The organism is Mesorhizobium sp. WSM4906 (assembly GCF_029674625.1).
Classification (GTDB): Bacteria; Pseudomonadota; Alphaproteobacteria; order Rhizobiales; family Rhizobiaceae; genus Mesorhizobium.
Genome location: NZ_CP121355.1, coordinates 5193946 through 5210079 on the forward strand (window position 1 = coordinate 5193946; position 16134 = coordinate 5210079).

General features: G+C 61.8%; 18 protein-coding genes. 9 read left to right on the forward strand and 9 right to left on the reverse strand.

Going from position 1 to position 16134, the window contains the following annotated elements:
* Positions 1-14: 14 nt before the first annotated feature.
* Together QAZ22_RS25065 and QAZ22_RS25070 are read right to left on the reverse strand one after the other, a co-directional pair.
* The gene (locus QAZ22_RS25065) at positions 15-1493 is read right to left on the reverse strand and encodes a winged helix-turn-helix domain-containing protein (RefSeq protein ID WP_278203405.1); all 1479 of its coding nucleotides are present in this window, start codon (positions 1491-1493) and stop codon (positions 15-17) included.
* On the reverse strand, positions 1468-1752 hold the full coding sequence (locus tag QAZ22_RS25070) for a hypothetical protein (protein ID WP_278203406.1): 285 nt from the start codon (positions 1750-1752) through the stop codon (positions 1468-1470). The genes QAZ22_RS25065 and QAZ22_RS25070 overlap by 26 nt, the downstream gene beginning before the upstream one ends.
* A gap of 784 nt (positions 1753-2536) precedes the next feature.
* On the opposite strand from QAZ22_RS25070, the gene QAZ22_RS25075 reads away from it, so the two are divergent.
* The 3 genes from QAZ22_RS25075 to rpsU all read left to right on the forward strand — a co-directional run bounded on the left by QAZ22_RS25075 (position 2537) and on the right by rpsU (position 3774).
* Complete coding sequence (locus QAZ22_RS25075; protein ID WP_278203407.1) at positions 2537-2854, forward strand: hypothetical protein; 318 nt, start codon at positions 2537-2539, stop codon at positions 2852-2854.
* Between the two features lie 230 nt (positions 2855-3084).
* On the forward strand, positions 3085-3354 hold the full coding sequence (locus QAZ22_RS25080) for a DUF1488 family protein (protein ID WP_278203408.1): 270 nt from the start codon (positions 3085-3087) through the stop codon (positions 3352-3354).
* 159 nt (positions 3355-3513) lie between these two features.
* A complete protein-coding gene (gene rpsU, locus QAZ22_RS25085) occupies positions 3514-3774 on the forward strand; it encodes a 30S ribosomal protein S21 (RefSeq protein WP_347566924.1) in 261 nt (86 codons plus the stop codon).
* A 341-nt stretch (positions 3775-4115) separates the two neighbouring features.
* Here the strand turns inward: rpsU and QAZ22_RS25090 are convergent, their stop codons facing one another.
* Positions 4116-4313: a hypothetical protein gene (locus QAZ22_RS25090; RefSeq protein WP_278203410.1), complete on the reverse strand. Its 198-nt coding sequence runs from the start codon at positions 4311-4313 to the stop codon at positions 4116-4118.
* A gap of 11 nt (positions 4314-4324) precedes the next feature.
* Positions 4325-4663: a hypothetical protein gene (locus QAZ22_RS25095; RefSeq protein WP_278203411.1), complete on the reverse strand. Its 339-nt coding sequence runs from the start codon at positions 4661-4663 to the stop codon at positions 4325-4327.
* A 217-nt stretch (positions 4664-4880) separates the two neighbouring features.
* Here QAZ22_RS25095 and QAZ22_RS25100 point away from each other — a divergent pair, with 217 nt between their 5' ends.
* Entirely contained in the window at positions 4881-5240 is a 360-nt protein-coding gene (locus QAZ22_RS25100) for a hypothetical protein (RefSeq protein ID WP_278207936.1), read from the forward strand.
* Positions 5241-5280: 40 nt separating this feature from the next.
* Here QAZ22_RS25100 and QAZ22_RS25105 read toward each other — a convergent pair whose 3' ends face one another.
* Complete coding sequence (locus tag QAZ22_RS25105; RefSeq protein ID WP_278203412.1) at positions 5281-5829, reverse strand: cupin; 549 nt, start codon at positions 5827-5829, stop codon at positions 5281-5283.
* A 605-nt stretch (positions 5830-6434) separates the two neighbouring features.
* Positions 6435-6797: a hypothetical protein gene (locus tag QAZ22_RS25110; RefSeq protein ID WP_278203413.1), complete on the reverse strand. Its 363-nt coding sequence runs from the start codon at positions 6795-6797 to the stop codon at positions 6435-6437.
* A 208-nt stretch (positions 6798-7005) separates the two neighbouring features.
* Between QAZ22_RS25110 and QAZ22_RS25115 the strand changes: the two genes are divergently transcribed.
* The 3 genes from QAZ22_RS25115 to QAZ22_RS25125 are packed head-to-tail and all read left to right on the forward strand — an operon-like array spanning position 7006 to position 9788.
* Positions 7006-7584, forward strand: coding sequence for a TetR/AcrR family transcriptional regulator (locus QAZ22_RS25115; protein WP_278207937.1), 579 nt, complete (start codon positions 7006-7008; stop codon positions 7582-7584).
* 39 nt (positions 7585-7623) lie between these two features.
* Positions 7624-8967: a beta-ketoacyl-ACP synthase II gene (gene fabF / locus QAZ22_RS25120; protein ID WP_278203414.1), complete on the forward strand. Its 1344-nt coding sequence runs from the start codon at positions 7624-7626 to the stop codon at positions 8965-8967.
* 5 nt (positions 8968-8972) lie between these two features.
* Complete coding sequence (locus QAZ22_RS25125) at positions 8973-9788, forward strand: oxidoreductase (RefSeq protein ID WP_278203415.1); 816 nt, start codon at positions 8973-8975, stop codon at positions 9786-9788.
* Positions 9789-9905: 117 nt separating this feature from the next.
* Here the strand turns inward: QAZ22_RS25125 and QAZ22_RS25130 are convergent, their stop codons facing one another.
* Positions 9906-11843: a GGDEF domain-containing phosphodiesterase gene (locus QAZ22_RS25130; protein ID WP_278203416.1), complete on the reverse strand. Its 1938-nt coding sequence runs from the start codon at positions 11841-11843 to the stop codon at positions 9906-9908.
* An 837-nt stretch (positions 11844-12680) separates the two neighbouring features.
* Here QAZ22_RS25130 and QAZ22_RS25135 point away from each other — a divergent pair.
* Both QAZ22_RS25135 and QAZ22_RS25140 read left to right on the forward strand, forming a co-directional pair.
* Entirely contained in the window at positions 12681-13343 is a 663-nt protein-coding gene (locus tag QAZ22_RS25135; protein ID WP_278203417.1) for a glycosyltransferase, read from the forward strand.
* A gap of 79 nt (positions 13344-13422) precedes the next feature.
* Positions 13423-14166, forward strand: coding sequence for a glycosyltransferase family 25 protein (locus tag QAZ22_RS25140; protein WP_278203418.1), 744 nt, complete (start codon positions 13423-13425; stop codon positions 14164-14166).
* Between the two features lie 14 nt (positions 14167-14180).
* Here QAZ22_RS25140 and QAZ22_RS25145 read toward each other — a convergent pair whose 3' ends face one another.
* Both QAZ22_RS25145 and QAZ22_RS25150 read right to left on the reverse strand, forming a co-directional pair.
* Positions 14181-15551 carry a Mur ligase family protein gene (locus QAZ22_RS25145; protein WP_278203419.1) on the reverse strand — a complete coding sequence of 457 codons (1371 nt, stop codon included), beginning with the start codon at positions 15549-15551 and terminating at the stop codon, positions 14181-14183.
* Positions 15552-15789: 238 nt separating this feature from the next.
* Positions 15790-16122 carry a hypothetical protein gene (locus QAZ22_RS25150; RefSeq protein WP_278203420.1) on the reverse strand — a complete coding sequence of 111 codons (333 nt, stop codon included), beginning with the start codon at positions 16120-16122 and terminating at the stop codon, positions 15790-15792.
* Between the last annotated feature and the right edge of the window lie 12 nt (positions 16123-16134).

Consider the following 16134-nt stretch of genomic DNA (forward strand, 5'->3'; position numbering starts at 1 on the left):
CGAGAAACCGTCTCTCATTCAGCCATCGCGGCGACGATTTCGAAACCCTCGACGAGATGTTCGGTGTCTTCCGGCTTTTCGAATTCGTAACCCGAGCGCAGGTGGCTTACCGGCGAGAAGTCGGGGTCCGATTTGCGGATCTGCTTGGCGCATTCCTGCGCGCCGGCTACGTCGCCCCCGCGCGCCAGCGCGGCGGCGAGCAGCGACCAACGCCGAGGCCCGTAAGGCAGGCGCTGTAGCGCCGTCGCAGCGGCGCCATAGTCATGGGCGGCATAGAGCGCGATGCCTCGGTCGCAATGGTACCATTCGGCATGGAGAGGATTTACCGCGATTGCCCTGTCCATCAGTTCCAGTCCGTCGCGATGCCGTCCGCGCATGGACAGCACGTGGCCCATCTGGAACATCGTGTCGGCATCATAGGGATTGATGTCGAGTGCGCGCCGCATGTGATGCTCGGCCGCCTCGTGGTCGCGCGCGGCAAGCCGCGCGTGCGCCATGATGCGATGGCAGCGGGGCTCGTCCGGCGCCAGCGTCAGGGCAAGCGATGCACGCTCGATACAGCTTGCGACGACTTGGTCCGGCGCTGCTCCGAAACCAGCGATGGTGAGTTCCACCAGCGCGACATAGGCGTGGGCGAGCCCATAATCTGGATCGCGTGAAATGGCCGCCTTGAAGAGGTTCAAGGCTTCAATGTTGTCGTCAGGACGATAACCGCGGAAGCGCACGATCGCCCGCGTCACCAGCTCATAGGCCGCGAGGTCCTGCGTCGGCTTGCCGGCGGTTCGCCGCAACGCGGCCGCCTCAAGGTTTGAAACCAGCCGGTTCACGACACGATAGGCAATCTCATCCTGAACCACGAACAGGTCCGGGCCGGCCGCCGTGTAGCTCTCGCCCCAGAGCAGCGTTCCGGCTCGAGCGTCGACCAGCTTGGCGCTGATCTTCAACTGGTCGCCGCTGCGGATGACGGACCCTCGCACGAAATAATCCGGCCGCACCGCGACCGGCGGGCCGCTGCCCTGCGCCTGACGAAATGCGGCGAGCGCCGTTTCCCGGTTCAGGATCGTCAATGTGTGGAAGCGTGCGAGCCTGTCCGCCACGTCCTCCGCGAAGGTGCTGCTTACGGGATCCGACGTCCCGTCGAGCGCCCGGCCATCCTCGAACGGCACGACCGCGACGACCGGCTGTGATGCCGGCGAAGGCTTGCGACAGGGAGGCGAAAGCACATAGCCGCGCTTGGGGACGGCCTTCAGAATCGCTTGGTCGCCGTCGTCGAGCGCCTTCCGTATGTCGCGCACCGCCTGGGTGAGGGAATCCTCGGTGACGGCTATGTTCCCCCAGACCGCGGAAATCAGGTCCGACTTGGTGACGACCTTGCCGTCGTTTCGGGCCAGATATGAAAGCAGGCTGAACGCCTTCGAGCGTAGCGGCACCGTTGCCCCATCCCGCAGCAGCAGGCCGCGCTCCAGGTCAAGCTGGCAGTCGCCGAGTTGCAAGACTCCCTGCGATGCGGATTCCGCCATGGAACAGCGCCCTGCCCTTGCGCAACATCCAGTAGCCTATTCGCCTACCATTCCGCGCCGGGGTCAAGATGTCCGTTGGACTGGGGGCGCGGTCGGCCTTCAGGTCCATCGCCGCGATCTCGAGCATTTCGATGAGCGCGCCGGGCGGCGCATAGCCGGGATTGACCATTCCGCCGACGACAATCTCGAAGAGTTCCTGGCGTGCAAGGGCGCGGGCTTGATCGTCGAGCATGGCTGCCTCCGTCTATTGGAGCAGCATGCCCGACATCGCCCGCGCCGTACCGACGGAGTTCTGAAATTCTGCTGAAATGCGAACGGTCTGCATTGCAATTGGCGAGTATTGCGGCGGGCTCGGCAACGAGCGCGTTGATCGAGGCCGTGTCACCTGTTCGCCTTTCGGCCACCGCCGCCTGACGCAAAACCGAGATGGCCAACAGGCCGGAATCCGTCAGAGCTTGTTTTCCGAGAACGGCAAGTAGACCGTTACGAGAGATAGCGGGTTTAGACGTCGATGTTGCGTGGCTATCGACTGACCAGCGATAAGAAGTTCTGCGACGGGCGGAAAATAAAAGCGGACGGAAGTCTTGTTTAATCGGCAATTCGGGTCTAGATGTAAAATTCGTTGATTTGGCCGATTTGGCTTTAGCGGTGTCAGAGACCCGCCATTTTACTCCGAATTTTCGACGATAGCGCGTTGCCGGGCCGGCACAACCGCTCGCACGTCCCGACCTCGGAACAATCGCTGCTGACCACGGATGTACTGGCAGCAGATATGTCGCTCCGAAGGTCGGGGCGGAACACTTCGGCGCACTTTCCGGCTTTCGGGAGGATCATGCGCACGAATATCCGCACCGCACAGAGGCTGGCCCACGGCGCCAGAGACGCCGCTATTTCGGGGCGCTACCTCGGCAAGAACGCCTCGTCGATTGCGACCAGCCGAGCGAATTGGCTCAAGGCTGATTGACCGATCGATCCGCCTTCTCGAAGGCCCAGTGCAGCAGGAGGAGTAAACAATCATGATCTCGACACACCCTGAGAGGCTCAATAGCCGCTTGACCCGCCGCGAGGCTGCAACCCATCGCTACTCCCTGGGGCAAAGTGTCCGGCTGAAGAGCAGCTTCAACACGGTTCAGGATTCGCGCGAAATCTATCAGATCACCGCAAGGCTGCCGGCTCGGGGAGACTCCCTCCAGTATCGCATCCGAAGTGAGGCCGAGCGCCACGAGCGCATGGCGACAGAGGACAGCCTCGAACCCGTGCGCGCGTCGCGGGATGATGAAGGTGCAGCTCTTCTCAAAAGGACATTCGGCAATGGCCAAGGGACAAAGGCGTAGCAATCGCGAAATCCGAAAACCGAAACAGGCCAAGGCATTCCCGAAGGCCCGCCGGTTTGGCAACCCGGTCAAGATTGCGTCGCCGGCTACAGAGCAGTGATCGCCTAAAGCGCATCGCGCTGAAACGGACCCAGGCGACGCGCTTTAGGTCTTTGTTTTTATGCATGTCGTTTTCGCAAAACCGCTGCACACTTTCTGCGCGACATGCATTAAGCCGATGGAGAGTGACCATGCCGCTCGAATTTCCCAATCCAAGTCGAAGTTTCGACGAAGTGCGCAATGCGGTCCGTTTCATCGGCCACGACGGCATGTTTGCGGTGCCATTCTTCATCGAAGCCGGTGCGTTGGGCGCAACCGGCCGTAAGGGGCCGGAAACGGCGGAAGCCGCATGCCTGGCGGCCTTCGACGCGGCGCGGCATTCCATCCATATCAGCGCACGGAAGCTCTACTCGGGTGGGAAGCGGACCACCTATACCATAACCGCCGCCGATATGCGGTGACGATGAACTCACACATCCGCGACATGAGGATTGAACGTGCGGATGCCGTCTACTTAGTCGCATTTGTTGGGGACCGACCGGGCTTGGGTGGACCAGTCCCGGAAAACAGCCGCAGCCCTTGAGGCTGGCGGCAGCTGAGGAGATGAATTGCGAGTTGACGTGCGGAACAATGATGTCGATCAGGCCCTGCGGGCGCTGAAAAGGAAACTGCAGCGCGAGGGTCTTCTTCGCGAACTGAAGCGGCGCCGAGCCTACGAGAAACCCTCGGAACGGCGTATCCGGGAAAGGGACGATGCCATCCGGAGGGCGCGTAAGCTCGCCCGCAAGCAGGCGCAACGCGAAGGACTGCTTCCCGCTCCGAAGAAAAAGCTCCCGCCTGTCGCCCGTCATGGACGGAACGGTCCTGCCCGATCCGGCTGAATCGGTATCCCGTCAATCTGTCGGGCAGTTCGGTTTCGTCTATCCGAAAGCGAAAAAGCGGCGCACAGTGAAGTCTCGCTGGTGCGGCGAGGACAGTCCGGCTTTTGAGCCTCTTGCCAGCAGGCCGGGCTGTCCGGGTTCCTTCACTCGATCTCGACTGCGCGCTTTTGCAGGAACCACGCTTGCCTTCAAACTGAGATTTCCGAAAAGCTCGAAAAATCCCTTGAAAGCACCTTGCTAAAGCGCGTCGCGATCCTTCGGATTCGCTCCATGCGCTTTAGGCTTTTGATTTTGCGCATGTCTTTGTCCCGAAACCGGTTCCCACTTTCGGGAGACATGCTTTAAGCCTCCGAGGTCCGTCCTCCGCCGGTGGCGATCCTGCGGAAGTTTCTGCTCTCGACATCGATAATGGCCCCGCAGCCCTGGCATTCCACCTGCGTATGCGCGCGCAGCCAACCGACGCTCTTGCGCGTCTCATAGGCGCAGTCCGCACAGACGACGCCTATCTCGTCGTCTTCGAGCGATCTGTCGGTCTCCACGGATTTGCCGCTTAGATCAACCGGTGACGCGCCGCCGTCTCGCGGTCGCGCCGTCGCATTCCACATGTGTCGTTGTCGATCCAGCGCCGCGCCTCGGTTCGCGGTTCTGTTCCGATAGCGCCGCCATCACTTTTCCATTGAGCGAGGGCGTCCTGGTGCGAGTCCAAGCGTTTCACGTATGCGTTGAGGATCGTGCGCAAATGCGTTTTCGATTCGCCATCGAAGCGTTCGACAAGAAAGCGTGCGGCAGCCGTTCGACGGCGGCTGCCCTGGATCAACGCTGGGCGAAACTCGGCGAGAATTTTCTCGATCGCCGTCATTTGCTCGGTTGTCGGATAGGTGGAAGACACGGCGCCCTCCTTCCCGTTGGGGCTAGGGCACTCTGGTCGCCCTCGGTCGGCATCGCCCGTTGCAGAAGCTGCCGACAAACGACGATACGCCTGTTGCGGATGAATAGCGATGACCAATCGGGAAATAGTCAGCGGAGTCGGCATGCCGGTCCAGCCGTCTCCTTGCCCGAAGAAGCGTTCTGTGTTTTCTCCCGCGCACATTAGGAAAGGCTTGCGGATGCGAATTGCAATGGTCGCCGCGTTTTGCGCGGCGGTGGCTGGATGTGTGACGTCTCCGGTCGACTACGAAGCGAGGCTTTCGCAGCAGGACCCGAAATGGGCGTCGCCGGAATGCCAGCAGGCCCGCATGGCGGCCGCGGACTATGCCCGGCGCGAGAAGGACCACCCCGGCTGGGGGTTTGGCGTGCTGCTCGGGCCCTACAGCATGGGGATGGTGGCGGCGGTGAAAGAGCATGAGCAGCAGCAGCGAAGGCTTCTGGCCCGCCAGGTGCATCTGCAATGCTCCAGCCAGCCGCTGCCGAAGGAGCTGGATTTCGACCCGGCGATCTACGCACCAAAGAAGGCGCGGTACCCGTAGACGCAGCCCACTCCTTTCAAACCAAGCGGAGGCGAGGCCTTCAGCCTTGCTCCCATTCGGCCAGCAGAGGGCCTTCGCTGCCATAGACCGGGTCCTTCTCTGGACGGCCGACATTGGGAATCGTGCGCAGCGCCTCGGCGTGCTGTTCGGCGCATGTGCACAGATCGTAGGTGCCGAAGGGCGGATAGGCGCCGACGACGAGCAAATCGGCCGACGAGGACAGGCGGTGGTGGCCGGTGCCGGCCGGCAGGATCGCCACGTCGCCGGCCTTGACCGTCAGCACCTCACCCCTCTCGCCGCCGAAGCGTACCTTGGCGTTGCCGCGCGCGATGCCCAGCACTTCGTGGATGCGCGAATGGTAATGGACGTAGTCATAGATGCCGTTCCGCCAGCCGTCGCCCCAGCCATTCGTGCTGAAGAGATCCTCGAAGACGGCCGCCGGATTGAGATCGTCCGGCAGCGTCACGGCCCCAGGGTAGACGATCATCGGCCAGCGCGGGTGGTTTGGCACAAGGCCGTCGTCCTCGAAGCGGAGGGTGAGCGGTTCCCGCCGCTCGACAAGTTCCGCAAGTTTCGCTGCTCCTGGCATGGCGTGACCTTTCCGCCGCTTTCCCGCTCAAGGCACCAGTGCCTCCTGATGAACCCGCAAAGCGCGGCCGCTCGATTGCTGACCGTTCTCAACCGGCGGCGGCGCGCTTTGTTCCCGGCGCGCCTTGCGGCGGAGCGCGTAGTCTCCCCCCACGTGGGCTACGGCATGCACACATTTCCAAGCGGCTGGTCTTTGGCGATAGCGTGCATGGTAGCTTGGCGCATGCATTGTCTAATGTAGCGCTGGTCGACCCCCACTCCGTCTCGGCTTCGCCGAGCCACCGCTCCCCCGATCGACGGGGTAGAGGAAAAGCGCCAAGCTTTTTGCCGTCAACGCTCGTCCAGCGACGCTCCCTTTCTTTCCCTCCGGAGGGGGGAAGGAAGGGCTGCGAAGCAGCGACGGATTGGGGGAACCACGTGGCAATCAAGCCTCAGCCCGATCAGTCACGCCAGTCACAGAAGATGTCTGCATGCCGTAGCCCACGTGGGGAGAGATTGCCAGCAGCCTCGACCTCGAGCATGACCTTGATGGCGCGGCGCTCGTTCATGGCGCGGCGCTCGTCGAGGCGCTGCGGCTTCGGGGCTGATGCCGGACACGGATCAGGGTCAGTCCGGTAGCGCGTCGACGCGCTGACGCATGCCGGTCTCGGTCGAGACGGTCACCTTCTCGCCGGACCTCGAGAACGTGTAGAGCGAGCCCCGGTTGCCCGGCATGGAGAAGGCCACGGAGTCGCGGTCGGCGAGGCCCATGACGACTCGCTGCGGATCGCCTCCGCCCTTCGGCGCAAAGGTGGCGGTGACCTCCAGGAGGTCGCCTTTGACCGGGACGTAATAGACCACCATGTCGAGGCGTCCCTCGTGCAGGCTGCCTGCTTCGATGGGGCGTCCGACGTGGGTTTCCTCGGCAAAGACCGGCGTCGCCACCAACAGCGTGGCCAGGAGCGATGCGCCCAGGGTTCTGCGGATCATCTTCGTATCTCCTCTTGTTAGATTTCGATCGAACTCTATACCATATAGATGTCGGGTGCAATCTAAAAAAGGAGAGGCTTTCAGTCCGCGGCAAGCCGACGCACCGATCACGCGGCGAGCCGTCTGTTTCGCACCCCTCTTGATAGATTGCGTTCGGTCTCTAATTGAGATATAGATTTAGTACGCAATCTAAATATGGAGATTGATGATGCGCGTGAGCCGCATTCAGGCCGAGAAGAACCGACAAACCGTGATCGACGTGGCCAGCCGCCTTTTTCGGGAGCACGGCTTCGACGGTATCGGCCTCAAGGATCTGATGAAGGGCGCCGGGCTGACCCAAGGCGCCTTCTACAAGCAGTTCGCGTCGAAGGAGGATTTGGCTGCCCAGGCATCCAGGCGGGCGATGGAGAGCGCTGCCGACCGATGGGCGGCGGCGACCGCAGCGAATCCTGGCGATCCGCTTGGGGCGGTCATCGCATTCTACCTCAGCATGGACCATCGCGAGGAAAGGATGGACGGCTGCCCGGTCGCGGCGCTCGGCTCGGATGCCGCCAGGCAAGGGACCGACGTGAAGGCGTCGTTCGAAGCCGGCATCAAGGGGTATCTCGAAATCATCGGCCGTTTGATTGGCGAGACCGACGGCGAGAAGCCCAATGGCAAGGCCATGGCCGTCCTCTCGACGATGGTCGGTGCGGTGGTCCTCTCGCGCGTCGTCAACGACCCCGACCTCGCTCAGGCCCTTTTGGATGCAGCGACCGAACAGGTGCGCGACACCGTCGCCGCTTGAACGGCGCCGGGCCGGCGCTTCAGATTGATAGGAGCATAGATGCGACGGATAGTCGTAACAGGCATGGGCGCGGTCACGCCCCTGGCCGCGGATGTCGAGACTTCGTGGTCGCGCCTCCTGGCCGGTCGCTCCGGCATTCGCAGGCTTGCTGACGATGTGGTGGCAGATTTGCCCGCCAAGATCGGCGGCGTGGTTCCCTCCCTGGAGGAAGACCCCGAAGCCGGCCTCGATGCGACTTCCTTCCTGGCTCCGAAGGATCAGCGCAAGATCGATCGCTTCATTCTCTTCGCGCTGGCGGCGGCGGAAGAGGCGCTTGCCCAGGCAAGATGGAAGCCGGCCTCGGAAGATGAACGGATCCGTACCGCGACGATCATCGCTTCAGGCGTCGGCGGGTTCCCTGCGATAACCGAGGCGGTGCGGACGGTCGACCAGCGCGGCGTTCGGCGTCTTTCGCCGTTCACGGTGCCGTCTTTCCTGGTGAATCTCGCGGCGGGCCACGTCTCGATCCGCCACGGCTTCAAAGGCCACATCGGCGCACCGGTGACGGCGTGCGCCGCCGGCATCCAGGCGATCGGCGATGCGGCTCGCATCATCCGCGCCGATGAAGCCGATATCGCCGTGTGCGGCGGCACCGAAGCATGCATGAACGTCGTCAGTCTGGGCGGCTTTGCCGCGGCTCGCTCGCTTTCAACCTCTTACAATCACCGTCCCGACCAGGCCTCCCGTCCGTTCGACGTATCGCGGGACGGCTTCATCATGGGCGAAGGCGCCGGCATCCTGGTCATCGAGGAATTGAACCATGCGCTGGCGCGCGGCGCCAAACCGCTCGCCGAGGTGGTCGGCTACGGCACCACGGCGGATGCGCATCATGTCACGTCCGGTCCCGAGGACGGGGATGGCGCGCGCCGTGCCATGGAGATCGCGATTGCCCAGGCCGGCATCTCACCACGTGAGATCAGCCACCTCAACGCGCACGCGACCTCCACGCCGGTGGGCGACCTGGGCGAAATCGAAGCGATCAAAAGCGTCTTCGGCGCGGATTTCTCGATAGCCGTCAGCGGAACGAAGTCGGCGACCGGACACCTGCTCGGGGCCGCCGGCGGGCTTGGCGCGATTTTCACGATCCTGGCGCTCAGGGATCAGGTGGCGCCGCCGACCCTCAATCTGAGCGCCCCCGATCCGGCAGCCGACGGAATAGACTTCGTGGCCAACCGCGCCCGGCCGATGGAGATGGATTACGCGATCGCCAACGGTTTCGGCTTCGGGGGCGTGAACGCCAGCGCCCTGTTTCGCCGCTGGGATGGACACGGCGAGCAGCTCCCGACTGACGCTCGTCGCTCAGGCCTTCGTGTTTCCCACTCCAATCCAAACCAAAGAAAGTGACCTCCATGAACAAGACCAATCCTGGGGTCGCCATCGTCACTGGGGCATCCTCCGGCATCGGGCATGCAACGGCCAAGGCCCTGCAGAACGCGGGTTTTCGCGTGTTCGGAACCAGCCGTCGCGCGGCACCGGCAAGATCCGACGGCGTCACCATGCTGACCTGCGATGTGACCGACGACGCGTCCGTGGCGAAGCTGGTCGACGAGGTGCTGGCCGAGGCGGGGCGCATCGACTTGCTCGTCAACAATGCCGGCACGGGCCTGCTTGGCGGCGCCGAGGAATCCTCGACCGCGCAGGCTCGGGCTTTGTTCGACGTGAATGTCTTCGGCGTCATCCGGATGACCCACGCGGTGCTGCCGACCATGCGACGGCAAGGAAAGGGCAGAATCGTGAATTTGAGCTCGGTGCAGGGATTCATCCCGGCTCCGTATTTCGCCCTCTATTCGTCGACCAAGCACGCCGTAGAAGGCTATTCCGAATCGCTTGACCACGAACTGCGGCCGTTCGGAATTCGCGTCGCTTTGGTCGAGCCGGCCTATACCCGCACCTCCTTCGAAGACAATCTCGCCAGGCCGGACCAGTTGCTCGATATCTATGACGCCGCGCGCGCCGGCATGACCACAGCCGTGCAGAAGGCGATCGAAAAAGGCGATGTGCCCGAAGTGGTCGCCAACACCGTTTTGGCGGCCGCGACCGATCCCGTTCCGAAGCGGCGCTATGCGGCGGGAAAAATGGCGCGCCAGGTCAGTCTCCTGCGCCGCTTCGTGCCCGCGTCAGCATTCGACAAGAGCCTGCGAAAGCAGCTCGGGCTGCCGGCCTGATATCCGAGCCGGCGGCAGCTCTTCCGGGCGATGAGGGTCGTCATCGACGCGCCTCGGCGTCGTGGTTGAGCAGTTGAGTCGGATCGATGGCCGTTGAGCCATCGCGACGCTCGCCGCTCAGGCAGCGCTGCCGGTTCGGCGTGACGGTATGGGATCGAGCGAGGCTTTGGCCGAGTCGTCGAAATGCCTCGGTTCGAAGGCAAGCGCGTCATACATGGGCAGTGCTGCCGAGAAGAGGAAGCCCTGCACGATCGTGCAATCGAGCGAGCGCAGGATCAGGCGATCGGCGTCGGTTTCCACGCCCTCCGCCATCACCTCTATGCCCAGCGTTCGCCCGAGATCGATGACGGCCTTGACGAGAGCCTGGTCTTCCACGGACCTGGCCAGATCGCGAACGAAGTCCTTGTCGATCTTGATCTTGCGGATGCGGCTGTCCTTCAGTGAAACCAGGGTCGAGAAGCCGGTGCCGAAATCGTCGAGCACGATCGATATGCCCGCGTCGGCCAGGCGCTCCAGCTTTTCGTCGACCCTGTCGCGATCCACGGGTGCCTCTTCCGTGATCTCCAGCTCGAGCATCGCCGCCGGGACATTCATTGCCTGGAGGCCGCCCAGTATCATATCGTCGACATTGCCTGCCTCGAGTTCGCGCGGCGAAAGATTCATCGCGACGCGCACATCCCGGCGCCCGTTCCTCGCCAGCTCCTCGATCATGGAGCAGCAATTGAGAAACACCGTCTCCGTCAACAGGGAAAGCAGGCCGGTTTCGCGCGCCGCGGTGACGATCTCGGGCGGGGCAATGGCCCCGTGAAGCGGGTGCCGCCACCGCAGCAGCGCTTCGAAGCCGACCACTGCGTGGGTATCCAGCCGCACGATGGGCTGGAACCATGAGCAAAGCGTGCCCGCTTCGATGGCTCCGCGCAGGTCGCGCTCGATGCACTGCTTGCGTTCGAGCCCGTGGTCGAGCTCGGCATCGAAGAGGCAGTATTCGTTCCTGCCGGCGCGCTTGGCCGCATAAAGCGCGAAATCCGCGCGCAGCAGCATCTCCGTCAATTGCGGTTTCTCCGACACGTAGATGCCAATCGACGCGCCGACGCGCACCGAATTCAACACCGGATCCGGATCCGCGATGGCGGCGATGATCGCTGATGCAAGTCCGTCGACCGAATGCCGGGACATCGAGGCGGGAAAGAGCAGCACGAACTCGTCGCCGCCGATGCGCGCAATCGTTGCCTCCGGCGGGGCATGGTTCTCGATCCTGCGAGCGACCCTGACCAAAAGGTCGTCCCCGATATTGTGACCATAGGTGTCGTTGACCGATTTGAAGCCGTCGAGGTCGATCAGCATGGCCACGAACGGACCGTCGGAACGCCCCAGTTGGGAGATAGCCTGTTCCAGCCCATACCTGTTGAGCAAATTCGTCAGCGGATCCCGCCTGGAGTTTTGTTCCATCCGGGCGGCGAATGCCCTCGCCTCGTATTTGAGACGGCTCGTCTCCCGGAAGCGGGCCTGCCCGAGTAGCGAGCTTCTGATCATTCCCGCGAGAAAAAGCAGGATGGTGAAACCGAGGACGTAGTTCTCGATATTGCCTTTCGCCAGCACGCACGCAGCGCTGACCAGCAGCGGCAGCGTCATGAAGTTGATCGAAGCCGGCGCGTATGATGCTCCATAGGTGACCGAACCGGCCGACAGACCCGCAAGAACGATCAGATAGAGCGGCGCCTGGGACGTGGTGTACCCGTCCGACAGCACGGCCAGAAAAGACCACGCGATGCCGGATGCCAGAGCCAACAGCCCGTAAAGCGAAAGCCGGGCGGCGACCGGCTTCAACCCGCCATCGGGCCAACTATCGGGAACATCCGCCCGGGCGAGGGCAAGCCCTATGCGGGCGCCATTTATGACGCTGACGGCCGCGAACCACAGCAGTGCCGTAAGGCCGACGCCCGAGAGCATCAGCACGGCCAGGATCAGGGCCGACAGCACCGTGCCGATGGGCATCGAAATGAAGAGCCCCATCCTGAGATCGGCGAGTTGGTCCCTCAGGATTCCCGCTTCCACGGTTTCGCTTTGCCCCTCGGGGGCGGAACCTGGGCCAGGCTGCTCGGAATCGCTCATATGCCAGGTGGCTAAACCAGTGGCATGAAAATCGCGTTAAGGATTTCAGCGGCTTACGCTCACATCTAGCCTGACGGGCCCGGTGCGAACGGCAAAATTGGTCGCAAGCGGACCTCGAACGCGATCTCCTGCCGTGCTCGGTCAGATCAGTCCACGGTCGTTCCAGATCCAGGCGCACCCCATCGCTGCCGTGAGCCAAAACAGGCAGGCCTTGGCGACAGTTCCGGTTCTTCGGTTGACTGCAGCTGCTGTCGGCAATATTGATCTACCGGGGACTTAATGCGGGTGGTGTCAAAGCAAATGCTTGTGGGGGCGGATCGTGCCGTTTTTTGGCGCGATGCAATACAATTTTTCGATTTGGCGAAGGTTGTGGCGTTTTTCGTGCGCCTTCCCTCGCATCGACTGTCGGACTATCGCTCATTCATTTGGCAGCGCATAAAGGGTTGCAGTCGCGCGCGCTGGAAAGCCGATGCACCCGTGGCTTGGGGCTTTGACGAAACATTTGTCGAGTGGGGCACGCAGGATGCGAACTTCCGTCTTCCGCCTGCATGACAAGGATATCATCCGGCGACCCGGCGCCAGAGCGGCGGAGGTGCTGCCCGTTCGGCACGAACCTGCCGATCGCAGCCGCACCGCCGCGAATGAAAGGATCGTGCTTGGCAAAATAGCGGCCGCTCACACCCGCAAAAGCGCAGGTCAGACGGCGAGCATTGTCCCATGAATATACCCAGGAATCTCGGTCACATCTGGATTGGGCCCAAGGTTGCTCCGACAGCGTGGATGCGGACGTGGATCGACAGGCATCCCAGCTGGGACTACACGCTTTACGACAATGATTTCCTGGGCGGCGGAGAGTTCAGGACCGGGCCCCAGATCAACGAGTACATGAAGCGGGGATGGTATGCCGGCGCCGCCGATTTGCTGCGCTACGAAATACTGTACAGGCATGGCGGCTACATCGCCGGCGCAGACAGTATTTGCGTCAACCCCATCGATGATCTGTTCGACGACGGAGGCGAGCTCTACACCGTCTATGAGAACGAGTTTCTCAGGGGGCAACTGGTTGCCCCCATCGTGGCGTCAGCGCCAAACCATCCTTTCCTGAAGGAAATCATCGACCGCCTGTCGAGAATACCGCCGCAGCAGCTTGATCATCCTTGGCGTCAAACAGGCAATCTCTTTGTTGCCGAGCTCATAGAAGAACTCCGCCCCGAGATTGTCATCTGGCCGTCTCACACCCTTATCCCGGAGCACTTCCTCGGCCGGAAATATATCGGGCCGGGAAAAATCTATGCCCATCAGAAATTCGGAGAGACGACAGGCGCGTACAAATTCGGATCGCTGCTTGACAAAATTCGCGAAATTCCCCGCTCGCTCTATGCGTCTTCCGCGAGGAAAAGGCTGAGGGCACTGAAGGCGTCGGCGGCCAAAGACCATGGATAGCTCTTCCTCTCGAGCAATCGAATTTCCGAAGTTGGGCGTATTCGTCCTGACTGTGGAGCCGGCGGGCGGAGCCCGCAGGATGCACGCCGCCAACGAACTAGGCCGCGTCGGCCTTTCCTTCGATTTCGTCCAGGGCGTCGATCAAAACAGCGCCGAGATCGATCGCGCCTACTCACGCCTTCTGAATTGGACCCTTCACAAGCGCTCGCTTACGAGGGGCGAGATTTCCGTATATCTCGGGCACCGGAAGATCTGGCAAGAAGTGATGCGCAAAGGGATGGATTTTGCGTTGGTTTTTGAGGACGATTTCAAAATCCGCAATGACGAGCAATTCATCCAGGCGATAAACGACGCCATTTCTAACCGAGGCATTTGGAGTATCGTAAAGTTCTTCGATTTCAACCATAAGAAAGTTGTAGAGACGATTAAGATTGGGGCCACGCATCTGGTCGGATACAAGTACCCGGCCTCGGGCGCGGTAGCCTATCTGATCAACAGGCAGGCGGCTCAATCGCTTCTGCGTCGCCGTCATTTGTTCAGGCCTATCGATGAGGACTTTTCCCATCCGTGGGAGTTTGCCATCCGCGTGTGGTCGACTTCTCCCAATCTGGTCGACGAAGTAAGCCTCCAGCTCGGTGGATCCATTCTGGAAAGTGAACGGAGCGATCTGAGAAGCAAGAGGATTGTGGTTCGGTCCGTATGGGGGAATTTCCTGCAGGCGAGGAAATTCCTGCGGTCGCTTTGGTATCGCCGAGCGCGTGCGGCCAACGCGCCGGAGACTGTAAAAACGCAGGCGGCCGCGGACGACCCGGCCAACCTGTAAAGACGCCTGATTGATTATGGCGGGTTCATACCCCGGAACAGCCTGAAAGGCGCGGCGACCAGACGCCTGATCTTTTCCCTGCGCCGACGGCGTTTCTCACGACGCCGAATTCGGCCATGTTCGTGGAAAGGGTGTGTGTAGAGCCCGCAACTTACACAGCCGATGGTGAAACCACATCGCTTTTCCCAGCATTTGACATCGCTGGTCCAGGCAAGCGCAACTCTCTCCAGATGCAGGCTGCCCGAACTTTTCAACAGGATGAGGTCGCCTTCGACAGCCGTTTTCTTGAAGTAGGAGTAGACCTCGTGGACGTCGCGGAATCGGTGGAACCGTCCCGACGCGATGTCCTCTTCCGTAGCGCGAACCTTGTGTGCATTGTCTCCCACCGCGATAACCTCGTCGGCAACCGCCCGCGCCCGCTGATAGGCCTTCGTGTATTTGGAATAAGGATTTCCCGCATAGTCGGAGATCTGCCCGATGACGACTTTGCGGCGTCTGTCGGTGGCGTCGCTCATAACATCGAAGGCGAGGTCTATCGTCCCAAAGGGCGCCTTGGCTGCATCGACGATGAAGGTGGGGCCGTGAGGCACCTCCATGATCTGGCAGCGATTGGGAACGCCACCAAAGCCGGCTATCCGTTCCTTGATCTGTTCGGGCGAAACACCGAGTTCGACGGCCGCCGCAAAAGCAGCCGTGACCGCGAGCCAAAAGTGCTTCCCTGGAAGGGGAGAAACGACGGTCTCCTCATTGCCCTTCCAGGCGATGCGAACGCGCAACGGACCTGGGAAGGAGAACTCGGCTGACAGGACGCGGAAGTCGGCCCCCTCGTCCCGGCCATAGGTAACGATGCGCTCGCGCGTACGGCGACGCATGGCGAGCACGTGTTCGTCATCGGCGTTGAGAAGCGCAAAGCCTCCGGGTCGGACCGCATTCACCAGCCAGCCCTTTTCGTCGGCCACCGCTTCGAGGCTGCGAAACACACTATAGTGTTCCAGGTCGACGATGGTGACGATCGCGACATCGGGCTCTATCAAACGAGCGGATCGAGCCACCGATCCCTTTTTCGAAGCGCCGATTTCCAGAACGACGAACTCGCTGTTTCGAGATGCGGATGCCACCGCCGGCGCGATGTCAACGGCGGTGTTGTAGATCGCTTGGGTGGTGGTTGGCGCATATGCCTCGAGCACGTGTCCCAGCAGGCTGGCGGTGGTTGTCTTGCCCGAACTTCCCGTGATGCCGATGAACGTCGCCGGGTGGCCACGTCGATTGGAGCGCGCTCTCGATGCCTCAAGTTTTCGCCGAATGGCGTTTGGCAACTCGCGCCGGATTGGCCGCGACACGGAGCGCAGCCAACCTTCTCTTGCAAATGGATTCAAGGATATCATGACCGCCCGCCCCCGGGGCATAATGGCGAAACAGGGCCATATCTGCAATGAGTGCCGCGCCGGACGCCTGCCAGGTCCGCATGGCTTGATCGCCAGCCGGGAAGACTGGTCAAATGGACTTTCCGCGCAAGCTGCCGCCTTGCTCGGCGACCCGTGGCAGCAAGCCATGCGTGCGGGTTCGCCGCAGTCGCGCACGCCTTGCCGATCCCGGATCTCGCTGCGAGGCAGCGGTATCCTCTCAACGCGGGAGCAGTCGAGAAATCTCGACCCGGGGCGCGAAAAAGCAGCGCAAATAGGGCTGGTTGGTTATGACGTAGTTATTCTCGCAGATATGATATTGGCCGTCCGGCGATTCCTGCACCCGGTCTCGCGGGATGTTGAAACCGTCGGGCAGATAGACGTAGCCCCCGTCGACCCTGGACTGAACCGAAGACTGCGGTATGGCGCGGCAGTCATGACCGCCGCAGCACTTGAACTTTGTTACCGGGTCAACCTTGTTTTCGTACCAGTCATGGGCATTGGCGCCTGTGGCGGCGGCAATGCACATGGCCGTGAAGACGAACTTTCGCATGGCATTCCTCTT

Coding starts and splice junctions, on each gene's coding strand:
- QAZ22_RS25070 (WP_278203406.1), bottom strand. CDS start 1,752: ATGCTCGACGATCAAGCCCGCGCCCTTGCACGCCAGGAACTCTTCGAG.
- QAZ22_RS25075 (WP_278203407.1), top strand. CDS start 2,537: ATGATCTCGACACACCCTGAGAGGCTCAATAGCCGCTTGACCCGCCGC.
- QAZ22_RS25080 (WP_278203408.1), top strand. CDS start 3,085: ATGCCGCTCGAATTTCCCAATCCAAGTCGAAGTTTCGACGAAGTGCGC.
- QAZ22_RS25100 (WP_278207936.1), top strand. CDS start 4,881: ATGCGAATTGCAATGGTCGCCGCGTTTTGCGCGGCGGTGGCTGGATGT.
- QAZ22_RS25105 (WP_278203412.1), bottom strand. CDS start 5,829: ATGCCAGGAGCAGCGAAACTTGCGGAACTTGTCGAGCGGCGGGAACCG.
- QAZ22_RS25110 (WP_278203413.1), bottom strand. CDS start 6,797: ATGATCCGCAGAACCCTGGGCGCATCGCTCCTGGCCACGCTGTTGGTG.
- QAZ22_RS25115 (WP_278207937.1), top strand. CDS start 7,006: ATGCGCGTGAGCCGCATTCAGGCCGAGAAGAACCGACAAACCGTGATC.
- fabF (WP_278203414.1), top strand. CDS start 7,624: ATGCGACGGATAGTCGTAACAGGCATGGGCGCGGTCACGCCCCTGGCC.
- QAZ22_RS25125 (WP_278203415.1), top strand. CDS start 8,973: ATGAACAAGACCAATCCTGGGGTCGCCATCGTCACTGGGGCATCCTCC.
- QAZ22_RS25135 (WP_278203417.1), top strand. CDS start 12,681: ATGCGGACGTGGATCGACAGGCATCCCAGCTGGGACTACACGCTTTAC.
- QAZ22_RS25140 (WP_278203418.1), top strand. CDS start 13,423: ATGCACGCCGCCAACGAACTAGGCCGCGTCGGCCTTTCCTTCGATTTC.
- QAZ22_RS25145 (WP_278203419.1), bottom strand. CDS start 15,551: ATGATATCCTTGAATCCATTTGCAAGAGAAGGTTGGCTGCGCTCCGTG.
- QAZ22_RS25150 (WP_278203420.1), bottom strand. CDS start 16,122: ATGCGAAAGTTCGTCTTCACGGCCATGTGCATTGCCGCCGCCACAGGC.